18 protein-coding genes are annotated in these 26,604 nt (G+C 69.3%); 10 read left to right on the top strand and 8 right to left on the bottom strand.

Features of this window, described 5'->3' with window-relative positions:
• Positions 1 to 155 precede the first annotated feature (155 nt).
• The 6 genes from ACIQRL_RS02465 (at position 156) to ACIQRL_RS02490 (ending at position 6,999) form a co-directional block, all read left to right on the top strand.
• Positions 156 to 515, top strand: coding sequence for an arsenate reductase family protein (locus ACIQRL_RS02465; protein WP_401325953.1), 360 nt, complete (start codon positions 156 to 158; stop codon positions 513 to 515).
• A 145-nt stretch (positions 516 to 660) separates the two neighbouring features.
• Entirely contained in the window at positions 661 to 1,335 is a 675-nt protein-coding gene (locus tag ACIQRL_RS02470) for a hypothetical protein (RefSeq protein WP_401325955.1), read from the top strand.
• A 417-nt stretch (positions 1,336 to 1,752) separates the two neighbouring features.
• The gene (gene glnII, locus ACIQRL_RS02475; RefSeq protein WP_401325957.1) at positions 1,753 to 2,781 is read left to right on the top strand and encodes a glutamine synthetase; all 1,029 of its coding nucleotides are present in this window, start codon (positions 1,753 to 1,755) and stop codon (positions 2,779 to 2,781) included.
• A 484-nt stretch (positions 2,782 to 3,265) separates the two neighbouring features.
• Positions 3,266 to 3,898 (top strand): winged helix-turn-helix domain-containing protein, encoded by a 633-nt coding sequence (locus ACIQRL_RS02480; protein WP_401325959.1) that lies wholly within the window; start codon positions 3,266 to 3,268, stop codon positions 3,896 to 3,898.
• 67 nt (positions 3,899 to 3,965) lie between these two features.
• Entirely contained in the window at positions 3,966 to 4,970 is a 1,005-nt protein-coding gene (locus ACIQRL_RS02485; protein WP_401325961.1) for an NAD-dependent epimerase/dehydratase family protein, read from the top strand.
• A 487-nt stretch (positions 4,971 to 5,457) separates the two neighbouring features.
• On the top strand, positions 5,458 to 6,999 hold the full coding sequence (locus tag ACIQRL_RS02490; protein WP_401325964.1) for a DUF1996 domain-containing protein: 1,542 nt from the start codon (positions 5,458 to 5,460) through the stop codon (positions 6,997 to 6,999).
• A gap of 119 nt (positions 7,000 to 7,118) precedes the next feature.
• Here the strand turns inward: ACIQRL_RS02490 and ACIQRL_RS02495 are convergent, their stop codons facing one another.
• Positions 7,119 to 7,556, bottom strand: a complete 438-nt coding sequence (locus ACIQRL_RS02495; protein WP_401325966.1) for a hypothetical protein — start codon at positions 7,554 to 7,556, stop codon at positions 7,119 to 7,121.
• 156 nt (positions 7,557 to 7,712) lie between these two features.
• On the opposite strand from ACIQRL_RS02495, the gene ACIQRL_RS02500 reads away from it, so the two are divergent.
• From ACIQRL_RS02500 to ACIQRL_RS02510, 3 genes are all read left to right on the top strand, one after another.
• Positions 7,713 to 8,222, top strand: a complete 510-nt coding sequence (locus tag ACIQRL_RS02500; protein WP_401325969.1) for a tetratricopeptide repeat protein — start codon at positions 7,713 to 7,715, stop codon at positions 8,220 to 8,222.
• Between the two features lie 50 nt (positions 8,223 to 8,272).
• Positions 8,273 to 10,201 carry a hypothetical protein gene (locus tag ACIQRL_RS02505; protein ID WP_401325972.1) on the top strand — a complete coding sequence of 643 codons (1,929 nt, stop codon included), beginning with the start codon at positions 8,273 to 8,275 and terminating at the stop codon, positions 10,199 to 10,201.
• Positions 10,202 to 10,354: 153 nt separating this feature from the next.
• Positions 10,355 to 11,056, top strand: a complete 702-nt coding sequence (locus ACIQRL_RS02510; RefSeq protein ID WP_401325974.1) for a TetR/AcrR family transcriptional regulator — start codon at positions 10,355 to 10,357, stop codon at positions 11,054 to 11,056.
• 6 nt (positions 11,057 to 11,062) lie between these two features.
• Here ACIQRL_RS02510 and ACIQRL_RS02515 read toward each other — a convergent pair whose 3' ends face one another.
• From ACIQRL_RS02515 to ACIQRL_RS02525, 3 genes are all read right to left on the bottom strand, one after another.
• The gene (locus tag ACIQRL_RS02515) at positions 11,063 to 11,419 is read right to left on the bottom strand and encodes a 5-carboxymethyl-2-hydroxymuconate Delta-isomerase (RefSeq protein ID WP_401325976.1); all 357 of its coding nucleotides are present in this window, start codon (positions 11,417 to 11,419) and stop codon (positions 11,063 to 11,065) included.
• A gap of 158 nt (positions 11,420 to 11,577) precedes the next feature.
• Positions 11,578 to 16,983 (bottom strand): pullulanase-type alpha-1,6-glucosidase, encoded by a 5,406-nt coding sequence (gene pulA, locus ACIQRL_RS02520; RefSeq protein ID WP_401325979.1) that lies wholly within the window; start codon positions 16,981 to 16,983, stop codon positions 11,578 to 11,580.
• A gap of 138 nt (positions 16,984 to 17,121) precedes the next feature.
• A complete protein-coding gene (locus tag ACIQRL_RS02525; protein WP_401325981.1) occupies positions 17,122 to 18,504 on the bottom strand; it encodes an alpha-amylase family protein in 1,383 nt (460 codons plus the stop codon).
• 198 nt (positions 18,505 to 18,702) lie between these two features.
• Between ACIQRL_RS02525 and ACIQRL_RS02530 the strand changes: the two genes are divergently transcribed.
• Positions 18,703 to 20,754 (top strand): carbohydrate-binding module family 20 domain-containing protein, encoded by a 2,052-nt coding sequence (locus tag ACIQRL_RS02530; protein ID WP_401325983.1) that lies wholly within the window; start codon positions 18,703 to 18,705, stop codon positions 20,752 to 20,754.
• 189 nt (positions 20,755 to 20,943) lie between these two features.
• On the opposite strand, the gene ACIQRL_RS02535 is transcribed toward ACIQRL_RS02530, so the two are convergent.
• The 4 genes from ACIQRL_RS02535 to ACIQRL_RS02550 form a co-directional block, all read right to left on the bottom strand.
• Positions 20,944 to 22,623, bottom strand: coding sequence for a glycoside hydrolase family 13 protein (locus ACIQRL_RS02535; RefSeq protein ID WP_401325986.1), 1,680 nt, complete (start codon positions 22,621 to 22,623; stop codon positions 20,944 to 20,946).
• A gap of 263 nt (positions 22,624 to 22,886) precedes the next feature.
• Positions 22,887 to 23,795, bottom strand: a complete 909-nt coding sequence (locus tag ACIQRL_RS02540) for a sugar ABC transporter permease (protein ID WP_401325989.1) — start codon at positions 23,793 to 23,795, stop codon at positions 22,887 to 22,889.
• Between the two features lie 13 nt (positions 23,796 to 23,808).
• The gene (locus ACIQRL_RS02545; RefSeq protein ID WP_401325992.1) at positions 23,809 to 24,813 is read right to left on the bottom strand and encodes a carbohydrate ABC transporter permease; all 1,005 of its coding nucleotides are present in this window, start codon (positions 24,811 to 24,813) and stop codon (positions 23,809 to 23,811) included.
• Between the two features lie 130 nt (positions 24,814 to 24,943).
• The gene (locus ACIQRL_RS02550) at positions 24,944 to 26,221 is read right to left on the bottom strand and encodes an extracellular solute-binding protein (protein ID WP_328555897.1); all 1,278 of its coding nucleotides are present in this window, start codon (positions 26,219 to 26,221) and stop codon (positions 24,944 to 24,946) included.
• Positions 26,222 to 26,604 lie beyond the last annotated feature (383 nt).

The raw sequence follows: 26,604 nt of genomic DNA on the forward strand, positions 1-26,604 counted from the left end.
CCTGTCGCGGTCAGGGGGCCGTCCGGACCGCCCGGCGACACCCTCGAACACTGCTTCTATTCTACCGCCGGGCACTGACAAAAGCCGCTGGCCACAAGGGCTTTGGGGGTGCCGTGACAGCAGGACACGGAGGTGTCTCCCGTAACGTGTGCGGCATGGAGATCTGGATCAACCCGGCCTGTTCGAAGTGCCGCGGCGCCATCAGTCTGCTCGACGCCGAGGGCGCCGAGTACACCGTCCGCCGCTATCTGGAGGACGTGCCCGACGAGGACGAGATCCGCGGCGTCCTCGACCGTCTCGGCCTCGAACCGTGGGACATCACGCGGACCGAGGAGGCCGACGCGAAGGAGCTGGGGCTCAAGGAGTGGGCGCGGGACGCCGGTTCACGGGACCGGTGGATCAAGGCGTTGTCGGAGCACCCGAAACTCATCCAGCGGCCGATCATCACCGCGAACGACGGGACGGCACTGATCGGCCGCACGGAGGAGGCGGTACGGGACGCGCTGTCCCGGTAGCGGGCGCCCGCAGGGTCGGTCCCATCCGGCCGGCTCAACTCCCGTGTGATCCAGGTTACTTAAGTGAATGCGGTAACCGTTGAGTAACCGCGTTCGGCATCTCGTACATAGCGGCGTAACGCCCCCCACCGCTCTGGAGGCGCGCATGTCGCGTAGGAGAAGGACTCTCAGCACCAAGAAGAAGATCGCTCTGCTGGTCAGCGCGGCGACCGTGGCGGGCGGCGGGGCCTTCGCCCTGGCCGCCACCTCGAACGCGGCGTCGGTGCAGACCGCTCAGACTTCGATCGCGTGCAAGGGCCTGGCCGTCGCGCTCGGCAACAACCAGGCGTTCATCGCGGACCAGCAGGCCCACCCGGACTCGCAGTCGGCGGCCAGGATCGCCAACCGCCAGGCCGTCATCGCACAGATCAAGGTTCAGCAGCAGGCTTCCGGCTGCGCTGTCGGGGAATCGGCTCAGGACTCCCAGACCGCTCAGCAGCCGGCCCAGTCCGCACCGGCCAAGGCCGCGCCCGCCCCGGCGGCCCCGGCGAAGACCGCCCCCGCGAACAACGCCGGCGCCGGCGCCGCCACCGGTCAGCAGGTCTGCACCGGTTCGACCGTCACGCTCTCCGGCGAGGCGGGCGCGCCGGCCGCGTCCAGCAACCAGTTCCCGGCCGGAACGAAGCTGAAGGTCACCAACCTGGACAACAACAAGTCCACGACCGTTCAGGTCACCTCGGTCTCCGGAAGCTGTGTCCTGCTGAACAACGCGGCCTTCGAACAGGTCCGCGAGCCGGGCAAGTTCCTCATCCGCAGGGCCCGTATCGAGAAGGTCGGATAAACGGGCGGACCCTACCGAAGGCCCTGCCGTCGCCGATCCCCTCCCGGTCGGAAGCGGCAGGGCTTTCCCATGGACGGGCCACCCTCGCCCGTACAGGCAACCGGGGCGGAACCGGGCCACATCCCCCGTACCGCTTCCACGCGCATCGCATACGAGCGGTCCCCCGCCGGGCCCCCGGGACCCGGCCGGGCGACGGGCCGGCCGATCGCGGTCGCGAACGATCACGCGTGGACGACCGCGAAGGTGCAGGTCGTGTGAGACCGAGCACACACAGCCCAGGTAACACGGGGTTCACATTCGGGCAACGCTCGGGAAATCGCTGGTTGACAGGCTGCCCGGCATATCAGCGGCGCCCCAGTGCCGCAGCGCCGCAGCACCCGCAAGTGCGATCAAGACCCACCCCGAAGGATGTGGCCCGTGAGCTTCAAGGCTGAGTACATCTGGATCGACGGCACCGAGCCGACGGCCAAGCTCCGTTCCAAGACGAAGATCCTGGCCGGCGACGCCAAGGGTGCCGAGCTGCCGATCTGGGGCTTCGACGGCTCCTCGACGAACCAGGCCGAGGGTCACGCCTCGGACCGCGTACTCAAGCCCGTGGCCAGCTTCCCGGACCCGATCCGCGGCGGCGACGACATCCTCGTCATGTGCGAGGTCCTCAACATCGACATGACGCCGCACGAGTCCAACACCCGTGCCGCGCTGGCCGAGGTCGCGGAGCAGTTCGCCGCGCAGGAGTCGATCTTCGGCATCGAGCAGGAGTACACCTTCTTCAAGGGCGCGCGTCCGCTCGGCTTCCCCGAGGGCGGTTTCCCGGCCGCGCAGGGCGGCTACTACTGCGGTGTCGGCGCGGACGAGATCTTCGGCCGTGACGTCGTCGAGGCGCACTTGGACAACTGTCTCAAGGCGGGCCTCGGCATCTCCGGCATCAACGCCGAGGTCATGCCCGGTCAGTGGGAGTTCCAGGTCGGCCCGCTGGCGCCGCTGGAGGTCTCGGACCAGCTGTGGGTCGCCCGCTGGCTGCTCTACCGCACCGCCGAGGACTTCGGCGTCTCCGCGACGCTGGACCCGAAGCCGGTGAAGGGCGACTGGAACGGCGCGGGCGCGCACACGAACTTCTCGACCAAGGCGATGCGCGAGGGCTACGACGCGATCATCACCGCGTGCGAGTCGCTCGGCGAGGGCTCCAAGCCGATGGACCACGTCAAGAACTACGGCGCCGGCATCGACGACCGTCTGACGGGCCTGCACGAGACCGCCCCGTGGAACGAGTACAGCTACGGCGTCTCCGACCGCGGTGCCTCGGTCCGCATCCCGTGGCAGGTCGAGAAGGACGGCAAGGGGTACATCGAGGACCGCCGCCCGAACGCGAACGTCGACCCGTACGTGGTGACGCGCCTCATCGTCGACACCTGCTGCACCGCTCTGGAGAAGGCCGGCCAGGTCTGATCCGCGCACACCCACGAAGGGGGCGCCCACCGAACCGGTGGGCGCCCCCTTCGGCGCATCCCGCGCCACCGGGACGTCCGCGCGCCGGAACGGCTCCCCCGGGACCACGATCCGCGTCCCGGGGCCGACTTGGCACAGGCGCCCGGTCGCACAGCGGTTCACACGGCCGGGTTCACGCCAAGGAAGTGTCCGGCCCTTGCCATGAGGCTGCTGCCGGGCCCCGGACTCTGCTTCAATAGGGTCATGGCCAGCTTCCGGAAGTGCGACGCGACGGGTCGCCATGACCTCGAGCCCTTCTGGCCCTCTCGTCAGCACCACGACTTCGACCGGGTGTGTTGTCGCGCGACAAACGCGCGGGCCCTCTAAAGCCGTACACCCCGGCCTTCGGCCAGCGCGCACGACGTACGTCCTCGACGGCCTCGACCACGAACTCGCGGTCGTCGACCTTCCCGACGAACTTCTCGCGCGAAAGAGCTGACCTCTCATGGCGACCACACGTTCCTTCTCCTCCGTCGCGACGGCCCCCACCCCCTCGACCGATCCCGGACGGCACCGACTGCGTGCCGTCGACCGGGACGAGGATTGGGGCCTCCCCCGCTCGAACCAAGTTGAGAGCTTGGGGACCGACGTCGCCGACTTCCTGCCGCCGGGTGCCACCTGGCTGCCCGCCCCCCAGCACGCGCTGCCGGTCCTGCCGGGGCAGCCGCCGATGATCGGCTACCTGGTCCTCGTACCGGCGGACCGGCAGCCCCTGTTGCCGGTCGCGCCGACGGGCCGGGCCGAACCCCCGGCCGCCACCGACGGCGGTGCCGAGAGTGCCGCCGACCCGCTGGTGCGCATCGACAGCGTGCGGCGCACCGCCGAGGTCGACGGGCGGGTGCTGGACCTCACCTACCTGGAGTTCGAGCTGCTCGCGCATCTCGTCCGGAATCCGCACCGGGTGCACACCCGCGACCAGTTGGTCTCCACGGTGTGGGGCTACGGGCACGTCGGAGACGGGCGGACCGTCGACGTCCATGTCGCCCGGCTGCGCCGCAAGCTCGGCGCCCAGCACCGGCTGGCGATCCAGACGGTGCGCCGGGTGGGGTACAAGTACACCCCGCCGACCGGCCGTTGACCCCTGCGAATCTCCTGTCGGCAGATTCGCGTTCCACCGGGTGGGCCGTCGGTGCAGAGTCGTCCGCATGACACGGAGACTTCTGATGCTGGGCGGTGCGGAGTTCGTGGGGCGCGCCGTCGTGGAGGCGGCGCTCGCCCGGGGGTGGGAGGTCACCGTCTTCCACCGCGGACTGCATGAACCCCCGTCCGGGGTGCGGTCGTTGCAGGGCGACCGCACCGCGCCGGACGGGCTCGCGGCGCTCGCCGACGGCACGGACACGTGGGACGCCGTCGTCGACACCTGGTCGGCGGCGCCGCGGGCCGTCCGGGAGGCGGCCCGTCTGCTGGCCGGGCGGGTGTCCCGCCATGTGTACGTGTCGAGCTGCTCGGTGTACGCGTGGCCCCGGCCGGCCGGGTACACCGAGGACGCCCCGCTGGTGGAAGGGGCGTCGGCCGGCGCGCACGCGACCGACTACGCCCGGGACAAACGGGGCGGGGAACTGGCCGCCGTCGAGGCCTTCGGCCCGGAACGTTCGCTGCTCGTGCGCTGCGGGCTGATCCTCGGGCCGTACGAGAACATCGGGCGGCTGCCGTGGTGGCTGAACCGGATCGCGGCGGGCGGTCCCGTGCTCGCTCCCGGGCCGCGCGATCTGCCGCTCCAGTACGTCGACGTCCGCGACCTCGCGCAGTGGACGCTCGGGGCGGTGGAGGCGGAACTCCACGGGGCGTACAACCTGGCCGGTCCCCCGGGGCACAGCACGATGGGGGCGCTGCTCGACGCGTGCGTGGAGGCGACCGGGGCGCGGGCCGAGCTCCGCTGGACCGACCCCGAGGTGGTGCTCGGCGCCGGGATCGAGCCGTGGACGCAGTTGCCGGTGTGGGTGCCGGCCGGGAGCGACCTTCATGCCGCGGTGTACTCGGGGGACGTCTCCCGGGCGGTGCGGACGGGCCTGCGGTGCCGGCCCGTCCAGGAGACCGTCGCGGGCACCTGGAGCTGGCTCGGGTCGCTCGGCGGTCCGGCACCCAGGCGCGCCGACCGCCCGGCGGTGGGACTGGATCCGGCGGTGGAGGCGAAGGTTCTCGGAATCTGAGCCCCCGGGAATTCCGGGTCCGGGCGTTCCGGCCGCCGTGGGAGTGGCGTCGGTCCGCCCGTCGGGGGATTCGGTTCGGCTACCGGTTCCCGTAGGCCGGCGGGCATCTTCCTGGCGCCTGCCGGTCGGGGCCGGCCGCTTCCGGCGTACGGCCTTGAGACTCCGCGACGGTCGGGGCCGATTCCGAACTTGGCTCCATGATCGGCGAGTTGGAGCCCGGTGTGAGCACCGGTCGACGCACGGCGACGACCCCATTCGGGCGGTCGCCTACTGAATATCAGTCAAAAAAGCGCCCTCAAACCTGAATAGCGAGATCAACTCTCGTGAATTCGCGGGCTTCTGGGACCATTGTGCCCGAATTGGCCTCAGGAACTTCTAATTTTTCTTCGGGACCCCTGAACACCTCACACACCTCCCGCGTATGGAAAGGAGCCGCTTCACTCCTGTCGGGCGCCTCGCTGCCCCGCAAGGAAGTCAGAGGAGTTCCATGGGACGCAACATTCGAAAACGCCGTTCGCCGCTGGCCGTTCGCGCGGTTGCCGCGTCGGCAGCGCTCGCGATCGGCGGGGGTGGCCTGGTCTGGGCGAATTTCTACGCCTCGGCACACGAGAGTCACTCGGCCGCCAACACCACCAAGGCCGCGACCGCGCAGGTCGCGACCATCACCTGTCCGGATGTCGGCCAGAAGCTGACCAACGTTCCGAACCAGGCGCGGGGCCAGGTCGACGGAGAGCTGGCGACGCTCGACCAGCAGATCACCGCCGCCTACCAGCGGCTCGCCACCACCCGTGACGCGCAGACGAGGGACGCGAGCTTCGTCCAGAACGCCATCCTCGGCCCGCTGAAGAACAACCGGTCGGTCATCATCGACCGGATCAAGCTGGAGATCAGCCGCGTCGGCGGAAAGGTTCCTGGCTGGCTCGACGGTCTCTCCACCTGCGCCGGACAGCCCGCCGACCAGACGAACGCCGGCGGACAGAACAACGGCGGCGCCGCCGCCAGCCCGTCCGCCAGTGCCAGCGCGGGTGCCGGTGCCGGTGCCGGTGCCGGTGCGTCCGCGAGTGCCAGCGCCCCTGCCGGTGGCGCGCAGGCCGGGAACGGCGGCCAGGGCGGGAACGGTCCGTTGGCGACCGACTTCGTCGACATCACGAAGGTCCAGCCGAACGTCACCGCCAAGGCCAAGGCCGGGGCGGCCGGTTCGACCGGTGTGTTCTCGACGGCCTGTGGTGTCAACGCGAACAAGAAGTTCAACACGGACAACGTGATCGTGGCGCCCGGTGTCACCAACGGTGCGCACCACCTGCACGACTACGTCGGCAACCAGTCGAACGACGCCTTCGCCACCAACGACACGCTCGCGGCGGCCCAGACGACCTGCGCCAACCAGGGGGACAAGTCGACGTACTACTGGCCGGTCGTGCGTGTCCAGAACGGTACGCAGGACTTCGACCAGAACAACCTGGGCGGCGGCAAGGAAGGCAACGTCGGCGCGATCCAGCAGGTGAGGCAGGCGCAGATCAAGTTCGTCGGCAGCCCGACCAGCAAGGTCGTCGCGATGCCGAAGTTCCTGCGCATCATCACCGGTGACGCGAAGACCACGACCAACGGTCTCGCCAACGCCAACGCCCACTGGAGCTGCACCGGCTTCGAGAACAAGGTGCAGCTGACGCAGCAGTACCCGATCTGCCCGCGGGGCAGCACCGTGGTCCGCACCTTCGCCTTCCAGAGCTGCTGGGACGGGGTGAACATCGACAGCGCGAACCACCGCACGCACGTGGCCTTCGCCGACGCCCAGGGCAACTGCGCCAACGGGTTCAAGGCGATCCCGCAGCTGACGATGCGCCTCGTCTACAACTTCCGGGCTCCGACCCTCACCAACGGGCAGATCAAGAACGCCTACGCGGTGGACGGTTTCCCGGAGCAGCTGCACAAGCCGGCCACCGACCACGACGACTTCATCAACGTCTTCGACGACAACCTGATGAACAAGATGGTCACCTGCATCAACAACGGCCAGCGTTGTAGGTAAGCCCCCATGAGGAAGCCGGTGGCGGGAACTCCCCGCCACCGGCTTTCTTTTGTGCCCTCATTGTGTTGTCTTGTGTCCTCACCCGCGTGGCCGCGCGGTCGGTCCCGCGGCCCGCGCGGTCAGCCGCTGTGCTCGTGACCGGAGTGCGAGGCGTGCGAGGCCCCTTCTTCGAGGGTTCCGCCGAGCCGGCCCCGCAGCGTCGTGACCATCTTCTGGTCCCCGACGGCGACCCACTTGGCACCCACGAGATACGAACCGCCGTAGTCCTTGGCCCCGTTGAGCCACTCGCGCTGGCCGCGGTCGGTGGCGAAGGTCGCCAGGATGAACTTGCCGGTGCTGATCTGGCAGACGCCCTGGCGGATCTCGTCCGCGTCGGTCTGGATGCTCGGCTTGCACTTCACCTCGGCGGCCAGGTCCTCCAGGCTGCCGGTCGCCGTGGGCGGGACGGTCTCCTTCGCCGCCGCGCCCTTGCCGTCCGATCCGCCGCCGCAGCCGGTCAGTGCCAGCAGAGCGGCCACGGCCGCCCCGGTCAGAAGCTTCCCGCGTGTCAACCTCATACGTTCCTCCGGTACCTGTCGGCGTTCACGCCGAGGAGAGCCCCGGCGAGGGCTCTGCCTTCGATACGGCTCCGGGCCGTCCCGTGCTCAATCGGCCGTCGTCACGGGTGGGGAACCCGGTACCGCCGGAGGTACGGCTGTGCGAGGGTGGCACCCGTGAACGAGGACTGGAAAGAGCGTACGGCGGCGGCCTGGGCCGGCTTCGACGACTACGAGGAGGAGCGGGCGGCGGACTTCCGGGCGGTGATCGACGCGCTGGTCGCCGAACTGCCCGCGGACAGCCCCCTCGGCCCCTTCGAGCAGGCCTGCGCCTGGGACTCGACGGGCCACTCCGACAAGGCCGTGCCCCTGTACCGGGAGGCGCTGGCCCGCGGTCTGAGCGGATACAACGGCCGGCGCGCGAAGATCCAGCTCTCCAGTTCGCTGCGGAACATCGGACAGGCGGACGAGGGCGTCAAGCTCCTCACCCCCGAGCTGGAAGCTCCCTCGGACGAGTTGGACGACGCGGTGCGGGCGTGTCTGGCGCTCTGTCTCGCCGACCTCGGCCGCGAACGCGAGGGCCTGTCCCTGGTGATCGGCGCCCTGGCTCCCCATCTGCCGCGCTACCAGCGGTCGATGGCGAACTACGCGCGCCTGCTCGTGGAGCCCGGGGAATCCGGGGACTGAGCCCTCGGCGGAGCCGGTGACCATCCATCGATTCGCTCGTTTTGCTGAACGTGCAGTCACAGGATGTAGCCCAGCGCCCAGCAGGCTCCGCCGGAGCGGTCGTCGACGTCGAGCAGGCCGAGGCCGCGCTCGTCGAGCACTACCCGCGATTGGTCCGGCTCGCCTATCTGGTGCTTCCGCCGAGCCTCGGCCGCAATCGCAGGGTGCTCACCGCGCACGCCCTCACCCAGCGCGCGCTGCCGCGGGGCCGGGCGTCGGGTGACGCGTCGGCGATCCCGGCCCAGCAGAGCGGCGGCGGCCGCGACGGCGACCCGGGCTACTCCTTCGTACGCCTCCAGGTGGTGCGGACGGCAATGGAGGCGGGGCTGCCGCTGAAGCGGCGTGCGTGGCCCAAGCGGTCCCAGCTCCCGCCCCTCCTCCCCCATGTGTGGGGTCTGCGGCTCTTCCCGCGCTCGGGCGGCGCCGACGAACTCGCCCTGGACCAGCGGCTGTCCGCGCTCTCGGGACCGGCCCGCGCCGCGTATGTGCTGCGCGGCCTGGAGAAGCTGCCCGACGCGCATCTGCGCAAGGTGCTGGCGGCGGCGGGCGTCGAGGACCCGGCCGCGGCGCTGAAGGAGGCCGCGGGCGTCGAGGCGCGGGACGCCCTGCTCGACTCCCCCGAGTTCGACCCCTGTTCGCTGCACGCCCGGCCCACCGACCTGATGCGGCGCAGGCAGCACATGAAGGCCGGGCTCGCCGCCACCGCCGCCGTGATCGTGTGCGGCGCGCTGATCGCACTGCCCGGCGACGGCTGGGGCCCGGACGGCGCCGCGGCCCCCTCCTACGCGCAGAACCCGGCCGCCGAGGCCGCCCTCGCCCCGGCACGGCTGGAGCGGGTGCCGGCCACGGCCTGGGAGTCCTCCGCGCGTACCGACTTCTCCGTGTGGCCCGCGCGCGGCAACCTCGTCCGGGACACCGCGCTGCTGCGTCGCGCGCTCGCCGTCTGGGCCCGGCCCGGCGAGTCCGTCCAGGTCGCGGCGACGCCCGACACGCCCACCGGCGCCCCGCCCGGACCACCCCAGCTGCTGTACGCGGGTGAGGTCGACCAGGCCCGCGTGGTGCTCCTCTACGACGGTCTGCGGATCGTGCGCTACGCCGAGCCGAGGGACGGCACGGCCCGCGCGGCCCTCGACTTCGCGCGGGCCGACGGGGCGAGCGGGGCCGAGGCGAGCGTGGTGCTGCTGAGCCGGGCCGACGGCAACGTCCGCTATCTGACGGCGCCGTGGGTGACCAAGGCCGCCGAACTCGACCTGCTGAAGCCCTCCGCCGGGGCGATGGACCTCACCCTGGCCGCGGACGGCGCCACCTCTCCCCTGGCCGGACCGCCGCGGACCGGCGCGTGCACCTCGTGGAACGTGCTCCAGATCAAGGACGGTTCGGGCACCCATCTGCTGACCGACCTCGGCGAGCTGCTCCCTGCCCACCTCACCGCGGGCCGGCCCGCCGCGCCCCAGGAGGCGGCGGGCGCCGAGAACCTGCGGGAGTGGGCGCCGTTCGGGTGCTCGCTGGCCTCCATGCGCTCGCAGGGCGTGCGGTCCGTGAACGCCTGGCAGTACGCGCGGCAGCCGCTGCCCGACGGGAGCGGATCGGCCGCGTGGGTGTGCACGCGCGCCGACACCTGGCGGGGCGGCGACACCCGGGTGCTGGCCCAGCTCCGCGTCCCGGGCGGAACCTACGGGGCGGTCGCCGCGAAGGCCGAGAACTCCCCGGCGTGCGGCTCCCGCGATCCGCACGTACTGGCCGGTGTGCTGTGGAAGTCGGGTGCCGGGGCCTGGTACCTCCTCGCGGCCGGCAGCAAGGACACGGCGTCGGTCGCCGCGACGGGCGGGGTGCGCGGGTCGGCGGAGGGGTCCCTGCTCACCGTACGGACGAAGCAGGGGGCGCGGGCCGAGCTGAAGGGCACCCTGGCGGACGGCCGGGGCATCACCGGGCTGCGCTGAGCACCCCCGCGCCTGTGGCCGATACACGGTGCCGGCACACATCGCGGGAGTCGGGCGCGGGATGCGCTCGCGGGAGTCCATCGCGGGACTCGGGTGCGCACCGTCGGCCGGACCGGCCCGAACCGGGTCGGATCCGGTCGGTAAGGTGTTCGCATGACAACCGGGGTACGCCGCAGGATGGGTGTCGAGGAGCGACGGCAGCAGTTGATCGGCGTCGCCCTCGAACTGTTCAGCCGACGCTCGCCCGACGAGGTCTCCATCGACGAGATAGCCGCGACCGCGGGCATCTCGCGACCGCTGGTGTACCACTACTTTCCGGGCAAACTCAGCCTGTACGAAGCGGCTTTGCAGCGTGCCGCCGATGATCTCGCGGGCCGGTTCGTGGAGTCCCGCGAAGGCCCCCTGGGGGCACGGCTGCTGCGGGTGATGCGCCGGTTCTTCGATTTCGTGGACGATCACGGACCCGGTTTCGCCGCGTTGATGCGCGGCGGCCCGGCCGTCGGTTCGTCGACCACCAACGCGCTCGTCGACGCCGTACGGCAGGCGGCGTACCTCCAGATCCTGTCGCATCTGGACGTCGAGAACCCGCCCGCCCGGCTGGAACTGGTGATCCGCTCCTGGATCTCGCTCGTCGAGTCGACCGCGCTGATCTGGCTGGACGGACGGCGGATTCCGCGCGGTGAGCTGGAGGTACAGCTCGTGCACGACTTCGCGGCCCTGGCCGCGGTGAGCGCCGCCTACGACCCTGAGGTCGCCGAGCTGCTGCGCAAGCGCCTCAGGGACGAGCCGGGCGACGGACCGTTCACCGACCTCGTCGTCCGGCTGCTCGCGCTCGCCTCGCCGCCGGAGTCCTAGGCAGGACTACGCCTCGAACTTGCGGTACGACGGGTCGAGGTCGCGTACCTCGGCCGAGGCGTGCAGCACCAGTCCCCCGGGCTGCTTCACATACGTCTTCAGCAGCTCCAGTACGGCCTCGGTCAGCTTCTCCTTGACCGCCTCGGTCCGCCCGGCGAGCAGACCGAGCGTGACGTGGACGACGGCGTGCCCGCCCGTGTCCGCGCCGACGACGGTGTCCTCGGTCCGGCGGAACTGCGTCTTGCACGCGCCGATCTTCGCGGCCGCCGTCTCGACCACCTCCGCGTGCAGGGCCAGGGCGAAGCCGTGCCGGTCGAAGGCGTCTTCGAGCGGCGCGGAGTAGTCGACGGTGATCTGCGGCATGAGCACTCCTGTTCCAGGGGACGGTCGTGGTCACCCTAGCCGCCGCGCGGGAGACCGGGACGACCCCGTGCCGGGCGCGTGGACGCCGGTGAGGGCGGCTCCGGATCCCGGCTCGAACTCCCGGTCTCCGGCTCCGCCCTCATCGGGTCAGCCCGCTGTCACGGTGTCCGGGTGAACACCGCCACCGTGCGGCCCGGAACGGCGAAGGTGCCCGTTCCCTCGGCGTAGGACGAGGACTTGACGACCGGGTCCGCGCCCGCCGCCTGCACCGGGTGCAGCCTGTATCCCGTCCCGGCCAGGGAGCCGACGGTCTGCTCCTGCTTGCCGGGGGTCGCGTTGAAGACGATCACGAGGTCGCCGAGGCGCACGGTGATCACCCCGGGGGTCTCGTCCTTCCCGGACAGCGGGAAGGAGAGCTTCGACTGCACCTGATCGGCCGTGGAGAGCGAGAAGACCTTCTCGGTCGAACGGATCCGCTGCAGGTCCTGGAAGGCGGCCGAAGTGCCGTCGATCTGGGCGCAGCCCACCTTGACGGAGGTCAACAGCGGGGTGGCATAAGGCCACTTGGAGGCGTTGTCGGCGGCCGGCGGCAGCCCGCGTCCGAAGCCGTTGCCGTCCTGGCAGTTCCAGTGGATGGCGTTGAACCAGTCACCGCTGTCGAAGGAGTTGCGGTCCAGGGATTTGGAGCGCAGCAGGTCGGAGCCGGCCTGGGAGAGGGACGGGCCCTGCGAGAGGGTGGCCGTCGCCATCGCCAGGACCTGCATCCGGGCCCGGTCGGCGGCGCTCGTCGTCGCGGGCAGCTTGTACGTCAACGCGTCGTACAGCGACTCGTTGTCGTGCGCGTCGGCGTAGGCGAGCGCGTCACCGGGCGCGGCCGCGTAGCCGGCGGGCTGGCCGTTGTAGTCGATCTCGGAGCCCTTGACCTCCTTGCCGGCGGAGTCGGTGAAGTGGAACGCGGCCAGGTTGCCGGTCAGGCCGACCTTGATCAGGTCCTGGTAGTGCAGCAGGCGGGCCTTCTGCTCGGCCGGAGTGCCGTTGCCGGTCGAGGAGTTGGGGTCGGTGTAGAGGCCCGAGGCGAAGCCCTGGACGCCGGGGTCGGAGTCGAAGGGGCTGCCGCCGCGTACGGCGTCACGGGCGCGGTCGGAGAAGGTCGCGATCCCCGTCCCCGCCATGTTCTTCTGGGTGGCCTGGACGAAACGGGCGTCGTCGGCGACCTCGCCGAAGTTCCAGCCCTCGCCGTACAGGATGATCTTCTTGCCGTCGACGCCGTCCTTCGCGAGGGTCAGCCCGTCGAGGGCCTTCCTGACCGCGAGGATGTTGGCCTTGGGCTGATGTCCCATGAGGTCGAAGCGGAAGCCGTCGACCTTGTACTCCTTGGCCCAGGTGACGATCGAGTCGACGACCAGCTTGCCCATCATGGCGTTCTCGGTGGCCGTGTTGGAGCAGCAGGTGGAGTTGGCGACGCTGCCGTCGGCGAGGAGCCGCTGGTAGTAGCCGGGGACGATCTTGTCGAGGACGCTGGTGTCGGCCTGGCCGCTCGCCGCGGTGTGGTTGTAGACCACGTCCATGACGACCCGAAGTCCGTCCTCGTTCAGGGACTTGACCATCTTGCGGAACTCGACCGTGCGGCCTGTGCCGTCGGGGTCGGTGGCGTAGGACCCCTCGGGGACCGTGTAGTGGTACGGGTCGTAGCCCCAGTTGTAGGCGTCCTTGGCGGCGGTCTTCGCCACGCACTCCTGCTGCTTCTGGGAGTCGGCGGCGTAGGAGGCGAGATCGCAGTCGGTGCTCTGCTGGTCGGCCTTCCTCTCGGGGATGGTGGCGATGTCGAACGCGGGCAGCAGGTGCACGTACGAGGTGCCGGACTTCGCCAGCTGCTTCAGGTGCTTGGAGCCGTCGCTGTTCTTGTCGGTGAAGGCGAGGTAGGTGCCCTTGTCCTTGGCGGGGACGGTCGTGTCCGCCACCGAGAAGTCCCGGATGTGCAGTTCCTGGATCTGCGCGTCCCGCAGCGGTACGGCCTTGGGCTTCTTGAGCGAGGACCAGCCGGACGGGGCCAGGGACTTGGCGTCGAGGTCGACGACCAGGCTGCGCCCCGAGTTCGCGGTCAGGGCCACCGAGTACGGGTCGGTCACCTTGTTGGTGACGATCTTCCGGACGGTCGGCGCCCACACCTTGACGACGTAGCGGTAGGGCTTGTTCGTCCAGGACTTCTTGCCGGTCACGGACCAGACGCCGGTGGCGTCGTTGCGCCGCATGGCGACGCTGGAGCCGTCGAGGTCGAGGTGCACCGACTGGGCGGTCGGGGCCCACACCGACAGGGTGGGAACGCCGTGGTGGAAGACCGGCCCGAGCTGTGCCTTCGTCGCGGGGTACAGGTCGTCGAGGACGCCGGCGATCTGCACGCCGGTCGCCGCGAGCACGGCGCCGTTCGCGGCACGTTGCGAGGCGACGAGCTGGCCGCCGAGCGCCGAACGCACCCGGTCGCGGTCACGCGGGTCCACGGACCAGGCGGTGTACGCCTTCAGATAGGGGAACTTCGCCTTCTGGGCGTCGGTGAGCGTGGTCTTCTCCAGCCGCAGCCAGCGCTCGTCGTCGCTGGTCAGCCCGCCGTCCTTGACGGCGATCGAGCCGTCGCGGGAGGAGAGGAGCTGGGTGGACACGGCGGCGTCGGAGCCGTTCCAGGCGACCGTGTCCCGGTCGATCCAGACCGCCTTGGAGGTGGTCAGGTCGAGCGCGGCCGCGCTGCCCGCGGGCTGCGGCAGCAGGTACTTCTCCTGGCCGTTCAGCAGCCACACCTCGTGGCCGTTCGCCGTGAGGTCGAGCGACTGGTCGGTGGGCAGGTCCTTGTCGTCGCCCTTGTGGAGGATGTAGCTGAGGCTGCCGGCGCCCTCGGCGAGCGGCACCTCGTAGACGGCTCCGTAGGCGTCGGTCCGTACCGGCTCCAGGGGCTTCGTCCAGTCCGTGGGCGTCGCGGCCCCGGTCCACACGTGCAGACCCCAGCCGGCGTAGTCGCCGTCGGCGCGGTGGTAGTGGATGACCGCCTTGGTCTTGTCCTGGGCGGGCAGGTCGGGCCGCTCGGTGAGGACGGTGTCCTTGCCCTGCTCGACCCAGACCTCGCCGGTCTTGGTGACGTCGATCGTGCGGTCGCTCGCGACGTCCTTGTTGCCGTCCTTGTCGATGACCAGGAAGCCCACGCTGGAGGCTCCGGGCTTCAGCTTTACGTAGGCGAAGGCGCCGTAGGCGTCCCGGCCGACGAAGTCGTGTCCGGCCGGCCAGGTGGTGGACTCGCCGTCGGCGATGTCGCCCCAGGCGTACAGACGCCAGTCGGTGTAGTCGCCGTCGGTGCGCTTGTAGTGGACGACCGCGTAGTCGCGCGAGGAGGCCGTCGGGATCTCCGCGGCGGGCGCGGTGCCGGTGACCGAGGCGGCCGTCGCGCTCGCCGTGTGTCCGGCCGAGTCGATGACAACGGCCTTGTAGCGCAGGGCGGTTCCGGCGGGTACGTCCTTGCCGATGGCCTGGGTGACCTTGTAAGGGGCGTGGTCGGCGGAGCCGAGGGTGTGCCAGGCGCCGTTGCCGGTCTGGGCGGCGAAGACGACCCGGTCGAGCTGTCCGCCGGTGACGTCCGCCGACAGGTCGACGGTGCCGGTGGCGCCCGCGTCGGGGGCCTTCAGCGTCAGCGTGGGCTTGGTGGCGGGGGCGGCGAGCCGGCCCGCGGCCTTGAGGACGATCGCGGAGCCGGCCGGGACGGTGACGGTGACCTTCTTGTCGGCATCGCTCTTCACCGAGGCGGAGGTTCCGTATACGGCGCGGAAGTCCATGTTCGCCGAGCCCGTCGCGAACGTGGCCGACTTCGCGTCGCCGGCGTTGTTCACGGCGACGACGTACTCGGTGCCGGTCTTCGCGTCCGTGCGGGAGAAGGCGTACACACCGGCGCCGTCCGCGGCGTACCGCTCCGTCTGGACTCCGTCGGTGAGGGCCGGGTTGTCCTTGCGCAGCTTGGAGAGAGCGCTGATCTCGGCGTAGAGCGGTGCGCTCGTGTCGTACGCGTCGCTCGCGTGCGTACGGTCGGTGCCGATCTCGTCGTCGTCGAGGTAGTCGGCGACCTTGGAGGCGAACATCGTCTGGCGGGCGTCCTTGTCACCGCCGGAACCGGTGAAGCCCTGCTCGTCGCCGTAGTAGACGACGGGGTTGCCACGGCTGAGGAACATCAGCTCGTTGGCCAGCTTGTCCTTCTTCAGCAGCTCGGCGTCGGTCGCCTTGGGGTTGTCCTGGTTCAGGAAGTACCCGATGCGCCCCATGTCGTGGTTGCCGAGGAAGGTGACCTGCTCGTAGGCGTTGGCCTTGTCGGTCGTGTACTTGTAGTCGTCCGCGAACAGCGACGCGAGCTTCTGCGCGCTGCCGCCCTGCGAGGCGTACGAGCGGGCCGCGTCCTGGAAGGGGAAGTCGAGGGTGGCGTCGAGGCGGCCCTGCGTGACGTACGGCGAGGTGATCGACGTGTCGGCGGAGTAGACCTCGCCGAACATGAAGAAGTTCCTGCGCCCGTGCTTGGCGGCGTACGCGTCGAGGGCGGTCGCCCACTGCGTCCAGAACTCCATGTTCACGTGCTTCACGGTGTCGATCCGGAAGCCGTCGATGCCGAAGTCCTTCACCCACCGCTCGTAGATCTTCTCCATGCCGCTGACGACCTCGGGACGCTCGGTCCACAGGTCGTCGAGGCCGGAGAAGTCGCCGTACGTGGTGGACTCACCGGCATAGGTGGAGTCGCCGCGGTTGGAGTACATCGTCGTGTCGTTGAGCCACGACGGGACCTTCACATTCTTCTTCGCGGCGGGAACCGTCGGCGTCCGGGGGAAGGAGCCGGTGCCCACGGAGGGGAACGCGTGGGTGCCGTCGGCGTAGTCCGCGTCGTCGAAGGGCTTCCCGTCCTTGGTCAGATACGGGAAGGCGCCCTTGGAGAGGTAGTTGTAGGACTGCTCCTTGTAGTCGACGACATCGGCCGTGTGGTTGGTGATGACGTCGAAGAAGACCTTCATGCCCTTGGCGTGGGCCTTGGAGATGAGGGTCGACAGGTCCTTGTTCGTGCCGAAGTGCGGGTCGACCTTGGTGAAGTCCGTGATCCAGTAGCCGTGGTAGCCGGCCGAGGCGTCCTTGCCGGTGCCCTGGACCGGCTGGTTCTTGAAGATCGGCGCCATCCAGATGGCGGTGGTGCCGAGGCCCTTGATGTAGTCGAGCCGCTTCGTCAGGCCCTTGAGGTCACCGCCCTGGTAGAAGCCCTTGTCGGTCGGGTCGTATCCGGTCGACAGGCGGGAACCGGTCAGTCCGCCCTTGTCGTTGGACGTGTCGCCGTTGGCGAAGCGGTCCGGCATGACGAAGTAGAACTGGTCACGGGTGGAGTCGTGTCGCGCCGGCTCGGCGGCGAGTTTCGCGTCCGACGGCGGTGCGGGCGGGGTCTGGGCCCGCGCCGCGATGGGTTGCGCAAGCGATACGGCCAGTGCGGCGGCGAGGACGGCTGCGCGCAGCCTGGGGCGGCCGATGCGGCGCGCCGCCCCTCTCGGTATCAGGTCCACAGTCGTGAACTCCTAGCGATTACGGCGTACTCGGGTCCGACCCCGCGCAGCGTTTCGGCCACGATGCCGAACGCCCGCGTGACCGTATCGCTCACGCAAGGTTTACAGCAAGAGTCTTGCAACGTGCGGAAAGACTTTTCAGCAGCTGGACTTGCCCGCATAGATGGCAAGTGCCGTGTTGGCACCCAGCGTGGCCGTGAACTGGCCTGAACTGTTCACCGTGATGCTGGTGTTGTTCTGGACGTTGCAGTACGTTCCCGCGGCGAGCGAGGTGCTGTACGTCCGGCTCAGCGAGGAGGTCTCGTGGTTGATGGCCACGAAGCCCTTGCTGCCGCGGCCGAAGGCGATGGCGTCACCGCCGTCGTCCCACCAGTTGCTGAGGGCCTGTCCGCGGGTGGTGTTGCGGAAGGCGACCATCGACTTGATCTCCGGCCAGGCGTGCTGGCACTTCCAGCCGTCCTGCCAACAGGCGTTGACGGTACCGCCGTTGGGCGGTCCGGCGTCCGCGTCGGACCACTCGTAGCCGGAGTTGATGTCGGGGGCGCCGTAGGGGTAGGCGAGCATGAAGACGTTGGCGAGGGTGTAGTTCGCCCCGTCCTTGTAGTTGAGCGTCGAGCCGTTGCGCTCGGTGTCGTGGTTGTCGACGAAGACGGCCGCGACCGAGCTGCTCATGTAGCCCCAGCCCTCGCCGTAGTTCTTCAGGTAGGCGAGGTTCTCGTTGTTGAAGACCCGCTTGAGGTCGTAGGCGTAGCGGAACTCCTGGACGTCGCCGTTGCCGGTGTACTCGGTGGGCTGGACGGCCTCGCCGGAGCCGTAGATGACCTCCTGCTTCCAGTAGACGGACGGGTTGCTCAGCCGGGACTTGATGTTGGCGAGGTCGGCCGCCGGGATGTGCTTGGCGGCGTCGATGCGGAACCCGTCGACGCCGTAGCCGAGCAGGGTGTTCATGTAGCCGGCGATGGTCGCCCGGACGTACTCCTCGCCGGTGTCCAGGTCGGCGAGGCCGACGAGTTCGCAGTTCTGGACGTTGGCGCGGTTGGTGTAGTCGCTGATGGTGGCCGTGCAGTCGTCCATGTCGGCGGACGAGTACAGGCCCGGGTAGTTGTACTTCGTGTACGAAGAGCCGCCGGTGCCGGTGCCGGATCCGGCGGACATGTGGTTGATGACGGTGTCCGTCACGACCTTCACACCGGCCGCGTGGCAGGTGCTGACCATGTTCTTGAAGGAGGTGGCGTCGCCGAGCCGGCCGGCGATCTTGTAGCTCACGGGCTGGTACGAGGTCCACCACTGCGAGCCCTGTATGTGCTCGGCGGGCGGGGACACCTGGACGTAGCCGTATCCGGCGGGGCCCAGCGTGTTGGTGCATTCCTTGGCGACCGAGTCGAATTTCCACTCGAACAGGACGGCGGTGACGTCCTTGGTGCCGGGCGGCGAGGCCACCGCGGAACCGGGGGGAACGGCCACCGAGACCGCCAGGCCCGCCACGAGGGCGAACGAGGCGGCAAGCGTTTTCCTTGCCATGTGTGGGTACTCCTGCACTTCGTCGTGCGGGTGGGGGGATCGGAACGTACCGCTTGCAGTCAAGTTTCAGCAAGATGTCGAAAGAACTTCCAACTCCCTTATTGACGAGCCCCCTTCAGTGGTCCCACGCTCCACACGGGTCGGCTCACCGCGCCCCGCGGCCGTGCTGACCGGATCCGGAGAGGAGCCGCACCCCCGATGGCCCTACGACGAAGAAGGGTTTCCCGGCTGCTGGTGACCGTCGCGCTGGCGCTCGGCGGACTGGCCGCGCTGCCCGCCCACCAGGCAGCGGCGGCGGACACCGGTGTCGCCAACGGCGATGTGATCGCCAACCTGTGGGAATGGAACTGGAAGTCGGTCGCGTCCGAGTGTACGAACGTCCTCGACCCGGCCGGGTACGGAGCGGTCCAGGTGGCCCCGCCCGCCGAGTCGCTGAAGCAGGCCGACTACTACTGGTGGGACGTCTATCAGCCCTACTCCTACAACCTGAACAGCCGCTTCGGCACCGCGGCGGGCTTCAAGGCCATGGTCGACACGTGTCACGCGGCCGGCATCAAGGTCTACACCGACGCGGTGATCAACCACACCGCCGCGCAGACCGGCACCGGCTACAACGGAACGGTCATCACCAACAAGTACGACACCCCGGACTACGACCCGGCCGACAGCGACGACTGCACCACGACGATCACCGACTGGACCAACCGCTATCAGGTGCAGCACTGCGAACTGCTCGGCCTGCCCGACCTGGACACCGCCGAGAGCAACGTCCGCTCGAAGATCACCGGTTTCCTCAACGCGCAGATCGACCTGGGCGTCGACGGCTTCCGGATCGACGCGGCCAAGCACATCGAGGCCGCCGACCTGAGCGCGATCGTCGCCGGACTGCACACCACGACCTCGGGCTCGGCGCCGTACATCACCCAGGAGGTCTATCCCGGCACCCCGCCCTCGACCGACGAGTACTACGGCACCGGTGACGTCCTCGACTTCACCTTCGCCTCGCAGATCAAGTCCCAGTTCCAGGGCGACATCGCCAACCTGTCGAGTTTCGGGAGCAGTTGGGGGCTTGCGGCCGAGGCGAACTCCAACACCTTCGTCACCAACCACGACACCGAGCGCAACGGCTACTCCCTCAGCTACAAGGACGGCGCCACCGCCGTGCTCGCCAACGTCTTCCAGCTGGCGCGCGGTTACGGCAGGCCGTCCGTGTACTCCGGCTGGACCTTCAGCCAGAGCGACCAGGCCCCGCCGAACTCGGGCGGCGGCTTCGTCACCGACACCGACTGCGCCTCCGGCTGGTACTGCCTCGACCGTGACACCGCTGTCTCCGGCATGATCGGCTGGCACAACGCGGCCGCCGGGTACTCCGTGGCCAACTGGCAGTCCCCCGCGTCCAACGTGATCGACTTCGGCCGGGGCGGCGCCGGGTTCGTGGCCATCAACAACAGCTCGGGCGCCAACACGTACACGTACACGACCGGTCTCGCGGACGGCACCTACCCGAACGTGATCGACGGCGGTGCCACCTCGGTCACGGTCACCGGCGGCAGGGCCTCCCTGACCGTGCCCGCCAAGGGCGCCGTCGCGTTCTACGACCCGGCCTACGTCTGCGCGGTCGACTGCGGTGGCGGCGGCGGTGGTGGCACCGATCCGGGCACGGTCACGGCGACCTTCGGCGAGTACGCGTCGACCGGCTCCGGGACGAACGTGTACGTGGTCGGTTCGGTGGCCGCTTTGGGCGCCTGGAACACGGCGAGCGCGGTCAAGCTGTCCTCGTCCGGCTATCCGGTCTGGAAGACGGACGTCTCGGTGCCGGCGAACAGCACGATCACGTACAAGTACATCAAGAAGGACTCCTCGGGGAACGTCACCTGGGAGTCCAACGCCAACCGGACCCTCACCACCGGCACGGCGGCCGTCGCGGCCGACAACTCCTGGAACGTGGCCGACGCCGACGCGACGGACCTGACCTTCGGAGTGACCGCGACCACCGTCTACGGCACCAACGTCTACGTCGTCGGATCGGTCCCCTCGCTCGGCTCCTGGAACACCGCCGACGCGATCCCGCTGTCCTCGGCGTCGTACCCGTACTGGGGCCGGCTGGTGATCGTGCCCAAGTCGACGTCGTTCACGTACAAGTACATCAAGAAGGACGCCTCGGGCGCGGTGACCTGGGAGTCCGGGGACAACCGGGCCTACACCACCGGCTCGGGCGCCGGGTACTCGGTCGGCGACACCTGGAAGTAAGGGGCCGCACACGGAAGCGGTGCTCCGGCCGTCAGGTTCCGGAGCACCGCTCTCGCACGGTCCGGGCCGGCCATCAGGTGAGGGGTGCTCCGGTGGTCAGGACCGGAGCACCCTTCACGCGTAGGCCGGGCCGGCCGACAGGCGAGCGGTGCTCCGGCGGTCAGGACCGGGGCACCGCTCACGTGTGGGTCAGACCGCCCACCACACGGTCGTGTCGGCGGGCAGCTTCGCCTCGCCGTCCTGCGACAGGCTCACCTCGGCGCTGGCGACGAGCACCCGGCCGTAGGCGGGGACGGTCACGGCCTCGCTGCCGGTGTTCGCGGTGCAGACGAACTCGCCGCGCTGGAAGGCGAGAACGCCCTCCGGAGCGGTCAGCCACGTAACGGCGTCACCCGCGCCGAGGTCGGCGCGCTCGCGCCGGACCGCGAGGGCGTCGCGGTACAGCTCAAGGGTGGAACCCTCCGCACCGGTCTGCGCCTCGACGCTCAGCTCGGCCCACTCGGCGGGCTGCGGCAACCAGCTGCCCCCGTCGCCGAAGCCGTACGACGAGCCGGCCCGGGTCCACGGGATCGGCACCCGGCAGCCGTCGCGGAAGCCGTCCTGGCCGGCGCCCCGGAAGAAGGCGGGGTCCTGGCGCACCTCGTCCGGCAGGTCGACGACGTCGGGCAGGCCGAGCTCCTCGCCCTGGTAGACGTAGGCGGAGCCGGGCAGGGCCAGCATCAGCAGGCTCGCCGCGCGGGCCCGGCGCAGACCGAGCGCGCGGTCGCCCGCGGTGCGGATCTGGGTGCCGAGGCCGGGCTCGTTGGCGAACCGGGTGGCGTGCCGGGTCACGTCGTGGTTGGACAGCACCCAGGTGGAGGGGGCGCCGACCGGGCGCATCGCGTCGAGCGTGCGGTCGATCACCGAGCGCAGCTCGGCCGCGTCCCAATGGGTGCCCAGGTACTGGAAGTTGAAGGCCTGGTGCAGCTCGTCGGGGCGCACGTAGTTGGCGGTGCGCTCGATCGTCGGGGTCCACGCCTCGGCGACGAAGATGCGCTCGCCGGAGTACTCGTCGAGGATCGTGCGCCACTGCCGGTAGATGTCGTGCACGCCGTCCTGGTCGAAGAACGGCATGACATCGTTGCCCAGCAGTTTCAGCTGGTCATGGTCGCCGAGGTCGGGCAGGCCCGCCGCCTTGACCATGCCGTGCGCGACGTCGATACGGAACCCGTCGACGCCCATGTCCAGCCAGAACCGCAGGATCGAGCGGAACTCGTCGCCCACGGCCGGGTGTTCCCAGTTGAAGTCGGGCTGCTCGGGCGCGAAGAGATGCAGGTACCACTCGCCGGCGGTGCCGTCCGGCTCGGTGACCCGGGTCCAGGCCGGGCCGCCGAAGATGGACTCCCAGTCGTTGGGCGGCAGTTCGCCGTTCTCGCCCTTGCCCGGCTTGAAGTGGTAGCGGTCGCGCAGCGAGGAGCCGGGGCCCTCGCGCAGCGCGCGCTTGAACCACTCGTGCTGGTCCGAGGAGTGGTTGGGCACGAGGTCGACGATGATCCGCAGGCCCAGGCCGTGGGCGTCACGGATCAGGGCGTCGGCGTCCAGCAGGTTGCCGAACATCGGGTCGACCGCCCGGTAGTCCGCCACGTCGTAGCCGGCGTCGGCCTGCGGCGAGGCGTAGAAGGGGCTGAGCCACACGGCGTCCACGCCGAGGTCGCGCAGGTACGGGAGTCGGGAACGTACGCCCTCCAGGTCGCCCATGCCGTCGCCGTTGCTGTCGGCGAAGCTGCGCGGATAGACCTGGTAGATCACCGCGTCGCGCCACCAGTCGCGATGCGCGGCGACGGTGGCGAGAACGGAGTTCGGGGCCTGGTCGGCGGAGTGCTGGCTCATGGCGTCCTTGATGCGATGAGGGTCCCCGTGTCCGAGCGCGGTCGGGCGTGGGGAGGAATTCGGCTGTGGGGGCAGACCCCTGCTCACGCGAGGCCGGGAGCACGGGGCGAGAGGCTTCGGGGCGAGAGTGTCGGGGCGAGAGATGTCGGGGCAGAGGAATGAGGCGGCCGCGGTACCGGCGGGGTCGGATGGGCACCGCGGCCGCCACCCGCGCGCTTGGAGCGCGCGGGAGTCTTCGGGCGTTCTGGGGGCGTCCTCGCGGATCAGCCCTTCGTGCCGCCCGCGGTGAGTCCGGTCACCAGGTTCTTCTGCACCAGGTAGAAGAAGAGGGAGACGGGTATCGCGACCAGCACGGCGGTGGCCGCCATGAGGTTGCGCTGCGCGTCGTGCTCGCTGACGAAGCTCTGGAGTCCGACGGCGAAGGTGTACTTCGAGTCGTCCAGCATGAACGTCGAGGCGAAGGCGACCTCGCCGAACGCGGTGATGAAGTTGTAGAAGGCGGCCACCGCGAGGCCCGGCTTGGCGAGCGGCAGGATCAGCCGGAAGAAGGTGCCGAAGGGGCTCAGTCCGTCGACGCGGCCGGCCTCGTCGATCTCGAACGGAATGGTGTCGAAGTAGCCCTTGAGCAGCCAGGCGCTGTACGGCACCGCCGTCGAGCAGTAGACGAGGATCAGGCCGAAGTACGAGTCGATGAGCTGGAGGTCCGAGAGGATCTGGTACATCGGCACGATCAGCACGGCGATCGGGAACATCTGGGTGACCAGCAGGACCCACATGAACTTCTTGTAGCCGGGGAAGCGCATGCGTGAGACCGCGTAGCCGGTGGTGGCGGCGACCATCACGCCGATCACCGTGGTGCCGAGCGACACGATGAGCGAACTCTTCATCCACTCGAAGAAGTTCGTGTGCTGGAGCACGAAGGAGTAGTTGCCGAACGTCATCGTGTGCCAGATGCGTCCGGGGTGCAGGTAGTCGTCCTCGCCCGGTCCGAGGGACAGGAAGACGAGCCAGGCGATCGGGAACAGCGCGACCAGGCTCGCGAAGGTCAGGATGCCGTGGGAGGCGAGGCTGCCCGCGAGGCCGCGTTGACCGCGCTTGCGCGCCGGGCGGGGCTGCTCGTCGTTACCGGGAGCCTGCTCGGCCGGAGGCGTCTGAAGTGTGGTGGTGCTCATGGAGACTCCTGCCTCAGATCGCGAGCTGCTGGTCATTGCGGTTCAGCCAGCGGCGGTAGAAGGAGGTGAAGACGATCAGGATGGCCAGCAGCAGCATGCCGTAGGCCGCCGACTGGGCGAAGTCACGCGGCTGCTGTCCGAAGCCGAGGTAGTAGGCCCAGGTGACGAGGATCTGCGCGTCCGGCGCGGTGTTGCCGAACAGCAGGAAGATCACGGCGAACTGGTTGAAGGTCCAGATGATGCCGAGGAGCACGACGGTGGAGCTGACCGAACGCAGGCCCGGGAGGGTCACGTAGCGGAACTGCTGCCAGGCGTTCGCACCGTCCATCTCGGCGGCCTCGTACAGCGTGCCGTCGATGGACTGCAGTCCGCCGAGCAGCGAGACCATCATGAACGGCACACCGCACCAGGTGTTGACCATGATGGCGGCGAAGCGCTGCCAGAAGGTGTCCTCCAGCCAGGCCGGTGCCGGCAGGTGCACCGCGTGGAGCATCGAGTCGATGATCCCGCCGTCCGCGAGCATGAAGCGCCAGCCGAAGACGGTCACGAAGGTCGGCACGGCCCACGGCAGCACCAGGATCAGCCGGTAGAACGTACGGCCGCGCAGCTTCTGGTTGAGCAGCAGCGCGAGACCCAGGCCGATGCAGTAGTGCAGGGCGACACAGATGACGGTCCAGGCGATGGTCCAGATGAAGTGCGACCAGAAGCGGTCGTACGACGTCGGACCCCACAGGATGTCCTTGTAGTTGTCCAGGCCTATGAACTTGTAGGTGGCGTCGATGTGGTTGACGCCGATCGTGCGGGCCGAGTTGAGGCTGTTGGCGTCCGTGAGCGTCAGGTAGAGGCCCCGAACCAGCGGATAGAGCACCAATCCGCCGAGTACGACGACGACCGGGGCGATCATCGCGTACGCGTACCAGTACTTCTGGTACGAGTGCTTGAGACGCTGCATCCGGCCGGGACGCGGTGCTCGGTCACCGCGGCGCTTGCCGGTCGCGCGGTCGATGGCGACTGTCATGGTTCGACACCTTCTGCAAGATCAGGAGTTGGGCGCACACAACCGGTGGCCGCCGGTTCCGTTTCCCCTGTCGGGGTCCCCCGGGCCCGACCGAAGTCGGGCCGGGGAAGGATCCGGCGGCCACACGGGCTCACTTGCTGAAGTCCGGCACCAGCTTGGCGATGGCCAGCTCGACGTTGCTCAGACCCTTGTCCAGGGACTCCTTGCCACCGGCGATCTTGGGCAGCTCGGTGTCCAGCGGGCCCCACAGCGAGCTGTACTCGGGCAGCGCCGGGCGCGGCTGGGCGGCGGAGAGGACCGTGCCGTAGCCGGCGATGCCCGGGTCGGCCTTGACGGCGTCGGTGTAGGCGTCGTCACGCGTCGGCAGCGTGGAGTTCTTCAGCGCGATGGTGGCCTGGGACTTCGCCGAGGTCATGAAGTTGACGAACTTCAGCGACGCGGCCTGGTGGGCCTTGTCCGAGCCGGCGTAGACCGAGAGGTTGTGGCCGCCGGTCGGGGCGCCCGCCTTGCCGGTGGAGCCGGCCGGGACGGTGGCGATACCGAGGTTCGCCTTGTCCGAGAACGCCGAACCCTTGTAGAAGTTCGTGATCTCCCAGGGACCCTGGACGATCGCGGCGACCTTGCCGTTGACGAACGCGTCCTGGATGTGGGCGTAGGCGTCGGCGGTGGTGTCCGCCTTGTGCAGGCCCTTGCCGGCGAACAGGCCCAGCCAGGTGCCGTACGCCTTCTTCGCGGCGGGGGAGTTGACCGTGATCTTCTTGGCGGCGGCGTCGACGGTGTCGGTGCCCTCGCCGTAGAGGAAGTTCTGCGCGTAGTAGGCCTGGGTCGAGCCCCAGTAGCCGTCGACGCCGGTCTTGCCCTTGATGGTGGCCGCGTCCTTCTTCAGGTCGCTCCAGGTCTTGGGCGCCTCGGTGATGCCGGCCTTCTGGAACAGCGCCTTGTTGTAGACGAGCGCCAGGGTGTCCGTGACGAGCGGCACACCGTAGGTCTTGCCGTCGTACTTGGCCTGCTCGATCAGGTTGGGCTTGAACTTGGCCTGGTCCGCGAGGGCGGCGGTGCCGTCCAGCGGCAGGAAGTAGCCCTTCTTGGCGAAGGCGGGGGTCCAGCCGACCTCGGAGCGCAGGATGTCCGGGGCGCCGGAGGCACCGGCGGCCGTGTCGAACTTGTTCTGCGCCTGGTCGAAGGGCACGTTGACGTACTTGACCTTGATGTTCTTGTTGGCGGCCTCGAACTGCTTGACCAAGGCCTGGTACGTCGGCGCCTCATTGGTGGCGTTGGACGTGTCCCACCACGTGATGGTGACGGGCCCACTGGCCTTGTCGCTGCTGTCACTGCCGCTGCCGCCGCAGGCCGTCGCCGCGAGGGCGAAAGACGCCACCAGCGCACTGGCCGCTATGCCACGCCGCATGAGTTCTCCTTGAGGGTGAAAGCCCGAGTGGGCGGGGAATCGGTCCCGCCCGATTCCCCTGCCGACTTGCCGACTGCGCCGTTGCGTCCGCCGGGCGACGTGAACGTAACAGCGTTGTAAGCGGCGCGAAAGACCTTGCAGCAAAAAAGTGCAAGAACTGGCGACAGTTACGCCGCCGTGACCTCGCGGCAGCCGTCCCGAAACCCTGCTACCAGGCCGATCAGCAGACATCCGGGCCTCTGTGCAAGACTCTGCAAGCTCTTGCCACGGGTGTCGCGTACGGGGATCATCAGCCCGTCAGCGCCTTGCAGGAGCCACCCCTTCCCGCGCGGAGCACGCACGGGACACCGAGCCGACCAGAACACGAGGGAGCGCGATGACGC

The organism is Streptomyces sp. NPDC091209 (assembly GCF_044757755.1).
GTDB lineage: Bacteria > Actinomycetota > Actinomycetes > Streptomycetales > Streptomycetaceae > Streptomyces.